At 27.8% G+C, this 7,854-nt stretch carries 7 protein-coding genes; all 7 read right to left on the minus strand.

Annotated features, from left to right (window positions below; genetic code table 11):
- Window positions 1–300 precede the first annotated feature (300 nt).
- Window positions 301–1,737, minus strand: coding sequence for a sigma-54 interaction domain-containing protein (locus tag AYC61_RS19135; protein ID WP_066506948.1), 1,437 nt, complete (start codon window positions 1,735–1,737; stop codon window positions 301–303).
- Between the two features lie 4 nt (window positions 1,738–1,741).
- Entirely contained in the window at window positions 1,742–3,514 is a 1,773-nt protein-coding gene (gene pnpS, locus AYC61_RS19140) for a two-component system histidine kinase PnpS (protein ID WP_066506950.1), read from the minus strand.
- Between the two features lie 28 nt (window positions 3,515–3,542).
- Entirely contained in the window at window positions 3,543–4,220 is a 678-nt protein-coding gene (locus tag AYC61_RS19145; protein WP_275935268.1) for a winged helix-turn-helix domain-containing protein, read from the minus strand.
- Window positions 4,221–4,325: 105 nt separating this feature from the next.
- Entirely contained in the window at window positions 4,326–5,135 is an 810-nt protein-coding gene (pgeF, locus tag AYC61_RS19150; protein ID WP_202906878.1) for a peptidoglycan editing factor PgeF, read from the minus strand.
- A gap of 96 nt (window positions 5,136–5,231) precedes the next feature.
- Complete coding sequence (nrdR, locus tag AYC61_RS19155) at window positions 5,232–5,687, minus strand: transcriptional regulator NrdR (protein ID WP_066506954.1); 456 nt, start codon at window positions 5,685–5,687, stop codon at window positions 5,232–5,234.
- 70 nt (window positions 5,688–5,757) lie between these two features.
- Complete coding sequence (locus tag AYC61_RS19160; protein ID WP_066506957.1) at window positions 5,758–6,033, minus strand: YlmC/YmxH family sporulation protein; 276 nt, start codon at window positions 6,031–6,033, stop codon at window positions 5,758–5,760.
- Between the two features lie 384 nt (window positions 6,034–6,417).
- Window positions 6,418–7,191: an RNA polymerase sporulation sigma factor SigG gene (gene sigG, locus AYC61_RS19165; protein WP_066506959.1), complete on the minus strand. Its 774-nt coding sequence runs from the start codon at window positions 7,189–7,191 to the stop codon at window positions 6,418–6,420.
- Between the last annotated feature and the right edge of the window lie 663 nt (window positions 7,192–7,854).

Here is a 7,854-nt window from a genome sequence, read left to right on the forward strand (position 1 = left end):
AATTTAGTTTTTTCATGCCTTAGGTAAGGCATGGTTCCAACATTTTTTTTCATATTCTTATTACTCCTTGTATAGTAAAAAATTATCCCTGATTATTCATATAACTTTGAATAGTATGCTGTATAATTTTGAATTAAAAGATTCCAGTAAATTCGAAGGCATACCGAGTTGGTACGCCCGCCATTTAATGGACATCTTTTATCAGAAAGAATACTTATTAATGAATCTCCTGTTCCGTTCCTTCATAGGAGTAAGCGATTCACATAAAATCATAGATTTTAGTTCACTGCTCATAATTTTCTATGAATAATCTGGGTTTATATTATATTTTTTTAGCTTATGTTGTAGAGTTTGTCTTTTTATATTCAAATCTCTAGCTGACCTTGATATGTTGTAATTAGTTTCTCTTAACTTAGTTATTATTATTTCTTTTTCAATATCAGACATAACAGTAGTCAACGATTTTTTTTCGTCTATAAGCTTATAAAGTTCTTCATGTAAATCATCAGATTTTTTACTGCCTATATGTATGTCTTCAAAATTATTAAAGAATTCTTTTTTTAAAACATGTTCATCCTCAGATATTAAATTCATTGCACCCTCTATTTTATTTTGTAGTTCTCTTACATTTCCTGGCCATTCATATGACTTAAAGACATTCGACATGTTTTCTGATAACATCCATACGTCTTTGCTAAACATTTTATTATATTTTCTTATAAAATAGTCACTTAATAGCTTTATATCACCTTTTCTATAACTTAGTTCTGGTATTTCAATTGACATTACACCAATTCTATAATACAAATCTTTCCTTAGCCTTCCATCTAATATTGCTTGATTTGGGCTTTCATTCAATGTAGCAATAATTTTAACATCAATACCTATATCCTTTAAACCACCAACTCTTCGAATACATCCTTCTTGTAGTGCTCTTAAAAGCTTACTTTGAAGTGTCATTCCCATAGAATTTATCTCATCTAGCAATAGTGTACCTCCATTTGCTTGTTCAAATAATCCAGGTCTATCTATTGCTCCAGTAAAACCACCTTTTGATGTACCAAACAAAATACCCTCTAGCAAAGCTTCAGGAAGCGCAGCGCAGTTTTGAGCTATAAAGGGCTTATTTTTTCTAATACTGGCATTATGTATGCTTTGTGAAAAAAGCTCTTTACCTGTACCTGTTTCCCCATAAATCAACACGCTCGAAGATGTCTGTGCTGCCTTTCTTGCTAATTGTATAGCCTTCTTTATAGCATCACTACTACCAATTATATCATCGAAATCATATAGTCTTTTTGAGTGCTTTTCTCCAATAATTTTTTTCTTTATCAATTGATGTTGAAGGTCTATAACTTGTTCTGATAGTTCTTTGATTTTTGTAACATCTTCTGCAATTTCAACAGCTCCAAGTCTCTCATCCTCATCAAATAACGGTATAGTTGTATTTATAGTTGTAATACTCTTGCCCTTATAATTTAAATACGTTTGTTTTCTCTGCTCTATTACTCTACCTATTTTCATAGCAGTTATTAAAGTACTTGAATCTTCATCTAAACTAGGAAATATATCTAGAATCGGCTTATTCAAAACCTCTTTCCTTTCAATTCCTTCAAGTTTAACCATAGCTTCATTGTACATAATTGTAATCCCATTTTTATCTATTACATGTATTCCAATATTTATATGGTGCAAAATTTCTTGCAGTGTCTTATATATAAGCTTTTCATTCCTCATATTCTCATTCCTCAATCCCACTTTTATATAAATTATCGCTGTTAACAGGAATAATAACTTCAAATTCTGTACCTTTGTTTACTTCACTTTTAACTTTTATTTCACCTTTAAATGCTATAACTATATGTTTTACAATGGCAAGACCTAATCCTGTACCACCTATTTTTCTTGATCTTGCTTTATCAACTCTGTAAAATCTCTCAAACAATCTAGATATGTGTTCTTTTGATATTCCTATGCCAGTGTCTTTAACCCTAATATGAATCTTATCATCAATCTCATATCCAATTATTTCTATTTTGCCTCCAGAAGGTGTATATTTAATACTGTTATCTATTAAATTTATAATTATTTGTTTAAACCAGCTTATATTGCCATATATACTAGGTAAACCACCACTTATTTTTTCTTTTATTTTTATATTCTTTTTACTAGCTATTTTTTCAAACATTTCTATTAAATCTACAATACATTTTCTAATATTTATGTTTTGCATTGATACCATTTGATGCTTATTTTCTATATCGGATAATATTAATAAGTCTTTTATCAATGCTGTCAATCTTTTTGATTCAATATCTATAATATCTAAAAACCTATTCCTAACTTTTTCATCTTTTATTTCTCCATTCTTAAGTGTTTCAATGAAACCTTGAATTGAAGTTAATGGTGTTTTTAGTTCATGTGAAACATTAGCAACAAAATCTTTTCTCATTATTTCAAGTTTTCTCATATCTGTTATATCTTGAAAACTTATAACAACACCTATTTTTCTGGTAGGATCATTATCTAATACAATAATATTTGTATAAACACTTAATACCTTATATGGATTATATACTTCTATTTCTATTTTTGATGTTATATTTGACTCTAACAGTTCTTTAATTTCATTTTTTAGTTCTTCATCACTCAAAATATCTAAAATAGATTTATTTCTTACATCTTCTTCTACAAGTCCAAACATCTTTTCAGCAGTAGGATTAATAAATATTATATTATTATTATTATTTATGGCGATGATACCATTTATCATACTTTTTAATATTGCTTTAGTTTTTGTACTATTTTCCTTTAATTCTTCTATGTTATCATATAACTTCTTACTCATAATATTAAAGCTATTGGCTAACATACCTATTTCATCATGACTAGTATAATAAACCTTTTCACCATAGTTTCCCTTTGCAATGCTTTTTGTAGCAGATGTAAGTTGTTTTATTGGATTTGTTATACTATATATATATCTATATCCTAAAAATATTGCTACAATTGTTCCAAAACCAATTGATATCAATATATATTTAAAAATATCTCTATAATATTCAGTTGCATATGTTAATGGTACTGATAATCTAATAACAGCTATTTGATTATTATAAGGAATTGCTACATAAAACATATTTTTATCTAAAGATTTGCTGTATCTTTTAGCAGTAGCTATCCTGCCTTGTAATGCTATTTTAACTTCTTCACGATTAAAGTGATTTTCTGCAATTTCAATATTAACTTCAGAATCTCCTATAAGCCAACCCTGCTTGTCAATAAATGAAATCCTTGTATTTATCTCTTTTGAATAGTTCTTGGCCAATCTATCAAAATCAGTTATATTATAATTTTCATCAATATTATATCTAATTAATTTTGAATTTGTTAAAAGTTTATCTTCAAGATCGTTTAAATAATTAATTCTTAACAAACTCATAATCAAAGACCCTGTTATTATAACTGCTATTAAAACCGCGACTACTAACGCTACAAATAACCTTCTTTGCATGTTGTTCTCCTTTTGGAAATACAATCAATTATTTTATTTTATATCCTACTCCTCGTACGGTTTCTATTATTCCCATATTATCGCCTATTTTTTTTCTTAAATGTCTTATATGAACATCAACTGTTCTAGTTTCACCAAAATAATCATAACCCCATACTTCATCAAGTAGAAAATTCCTTGAAAGTACTTTTCCTTTGTTTTCAGCTAAAATCTTTAATAACTTAAATTCTTTTAATGTAAGTTCTATAATTTTTCCATCTTTAACTACTGTATGTTTTTCTATATCAATGACTATATCTCCAAACTTAATCAGAGTTTCTACCTGTTCTTCATCTTTATAAGATCTTCTCAACACTGCCTTTATTCTAGCTAACAATTCACGTACACTAAAAGGCTTTGTTATATAATCATCCGCTCCTATTTCAAGTCCTAAAACTTTATCTAATTCTTCACTTTTTGCCGTAAGCATTATAATAGGTATATCTTTAGTTTTATTATTAGTCTTTAGCATTTTACATACCTCTATACCATCTCTCTTTGGCAACATTATGTCTAATAAAATCAAATGTGGAACAAGTAAATTTGCTTTTTCTGTAGCTTCGTATCCATCAATAGCTAATGAAGTATCAAAACCTTTAATCTCTAAATTATATTTAATTAACTCTGCTATATGTTCTTCATCTTCCACTATTAATACCTTATGCATAATAAAACCTCCTAGATAATTAGTATATGTTTATAACAACAGAAGTAATTACGTAGTATTGCAACACACCGTTTCAACAAGGCGGGTGATATGCACATTGCCTTGTTATAATCTTATTAAAGCTGCCATTCTACCTGTTTTGCCTTTATCCCTTCTATAAGAATATAATAAATCTTCATTACAAAATGTACATATACTACTTATTGTTATATTTCTATCCAGAACACCTTTTTCCTTTAATAATATTTTATTTACCTTCCACAGATCTATTAGCCATTTATCAGATGTGATTTGTTTTGAAATTTCGCTTATGTTTTGAATTTTTTTTGCAAATACATCAAAAACATCCTCTTTAACTTCAAAGCAGCATGGTCCTATTGATGGTCCTATTCCTACTAATATGTCACTTGCATTAGAATTATATTTTTCTTTCATAACATCAATCATTTTACCTGCTATACCATTTACTGTACCTCTCCAACCTGCATGAGCAACTCCAACAACCATCTTACTAGGATCTAAAAAAAACAAAGGAACACAATCTGCAAAATAGCAACACAAGAGTTTGTTTTTGGCATCTGTTACCAACCCATCTACGCCTTTCTCTCTAAGAATAGTATAATCATCATTATTTAAATTATCAACTGCAATAATATTATCACCATGAACCTGCTTTGAAATGTATAAGTTGTTTTTATCAGTATTAAAAATTTCTAAAACTCTATCATTATTTTTTATTACAGCATTTATATCTTCAGCAATACCAATACCCATATTTAAGCTTGAATACGCTCCCTTACTACAACCTCCAACTCTTGTGGTAAACATATGCTTTATATTGTATTTATCAAAAGATTCTATAGTATAATATTTTAAACCATTTTTCTCTCTCAGTATAAAATTATTATGATTCACAATTATCACCTCGTATATATTCTTGATTTTAATTCAAACTTAGTATTTCTTAATCTACCTCTGCTTAAATATGAAAAGAACTCTATTTGAGTTCTTTTATTTTTCATTTAAAATCTTCTTAAGCTCATCCATAAAAGTATTTATATCTTTGAACTGTCTATAAACTGATGCAAATCTAACATACGATACCTCATCAACATTTTTTAAACTATTCATAACCATTTCACCAATGCGCTTAGTAGTTATCTCCTTTTCAAACATATTATTTAAATTCTTTTCAATTTCATCAATAATTCCTTCCATTGTTTTTATTGAAACTGGTCTTTTTTCACATGCCTTAATAATTCCATTTAATAGCTTATTCCTATTAAAAGTTTGCCTAGTACCATCTTTTTTTACAACTATGATAGGTATTTCCTCAATTCTTTCATATGTAGTAAATCTACTGTTACAATTTATACACTCTCTTCTTCTTCTAATAGCCTGTCCTTCAACAGTAGGCCTAGAATCGATTACTTTTGTTTCATTATAATCACAGTATGGACATTTCACATAAAACCCTCCTTATCTTTATTGTAGAGGTTATATATTAACTATAACTAAAAACATACTCATCTGTCAATTATGTAGTTGACATATTTCTATCAACATATGAATCTTTTACAGGGTCATAATCAATAAGTACAACATCAATACCTATTTTAACTATTTTGCTCCAATTTATGTAATAACCTTTACCTCTACTGAATAAACCAAGAAAACTACCTTGCATAGGAAGTATTAGTGCTTCAACAATACCTTTCTCTAAATTTATCTCTAAATCCGAAATCATACCCACTCTTGTACCATCCTTAATATTTATTATTTCCTTATCTCTTAATTCAGATATTCTTATCATTAATCCACCTTCTTATACTTTTTTTAACCTTTTTACTCAAATAAACTGACACTACTCATAGTTACATGTGAGTAAACAATTAACTATAATAATAATATTTCGTCCTAATATATATTTATTTAATAATGCTGTAAGTTAGTACAAAATATTAATAATTATTTTCTTAAAAAAATACATTTAGTTCTTACGTATACAGCTTTGACTAGTAAGCTGTATAAAATTGAAATATTTAATTTATTAAATGATTGTTTTTGTCGCTAAAGTCGTTTTCATTCTATTTGGTGCTTAATTTCTCACGTGTATCCTAATATAAATTAATAAAGCTTGAAATCTAATAATATTATAATTAGCTCTCAAGCTTTTTCTGGTTATAATTTTTATTTTTTACATTAACTTCCTCATATGTCTTAAAGCATTTTTTTCTAATCTTGATACTTGAGCCTGAGATATCCCTATCTCTGAGGCAACCTCCATTTGAGTTTTTCCTTCATAAAACCTTAAATTAAGTATTAATTTCTCTCTATCATTAAGCTGTCTCATGCTTTCTCTTAAAGCAATTCCTTCAAGCCATACAGAATCATCATTTTTATCATCGCTAACTTGATCCATTACATAAATAGCATCACCACCATCATGAAATATTGGTTCGAATAATGATATAGGATCTTGGATAGCATCTAAAGCAAAAACAACATCTTCTTTAGGTATATCTAAAACTTTTGCTATTTCAGATACTGTTGGCTCTTTTGATTTTTTATTTATTAATTGATCCCTTATTTGTAAAGCTTTATATGCAATATCTCTTAATGACCTACTTACTCTTATAGAATTATTATCTCTTAGATATCTTCTAATTTCACCAATTATCATAGGAACAGCATAAGTTGAAAATTTAACATTTTGACTTAAATCAAAATTATCTATTGCTTTAATTAAACCTATACAACCAACCTGGAATAAATCGTCAACATTTTCTCCTCTTTTATTAAATCTTTGTATTACGCTAAGTACTAATCTCAAATTTCCTTGTATAAATTCTTCTCTAGCACTTAAGTCGCCTTGATATATTCTATCAAATAACTTTCTCATTTCCTTATTCGTAAGGACATTTAATTCGGAAGTATTTACTCCACATATTTCTACTTTGTTGACATGCATATGCTATTCATTCCTTTCTCAGTTTTTCCCCTTTCAAATAAATTATTAACTTATTATTTATTTTTATTCAATAATAGTTAATGTATACAAGTTAATTAAAACTTATTTTTATTTTAAAATTTATTTTCAATGAGAAAGAACAATAATCTGCCTACGCCACATTAATATTGATATCTCTTATCTATATATTTATTTTGACTATTTTCTTTATTAAAACATGTCTATCAACCATCTGTTGTAATTTTTTGAAGATTTGATGAGTCAAGTTTTATAATAAAAGGACCAATTTTCAAGCATATCTAACTATAATTTACTAAACACTATCTTTTCAAACCTCAAATAAATGCTATAACAACTATTCAACCAATAAATCCACTAGGGCTCAATCTGAGGTTTCTTTGCAGGTGACTTTTAAGAAGTAATTTTATCGACGCTTTTATAAAATAAAAAAATTGCTTCTTTACAGGAACAACAAAGATTCTCAGATTCGTGCCCCTTCCATTTGGTGATGAATCACCAACATGTGATAACTTCGTACTCACAACGCCTAACCCTAAAAAAATCAAACCATTAAGTTGTTTAGAAGCTACATGACATTTTTTGACCACGACATTGATGACTATATTTTTTCATCTTTATATAATCAGAAAAATATAGGCATCT

Origin of the sequence: Abyssisolibacter fermentans (assembly GCF_001559865.1) — a bacterium.
Lineage (GTDB): Bacteria > Bacillota > Clostridia > Tissierellales > MCWD3 > Abyssisolibacter > Abyssisolibacter fermentans.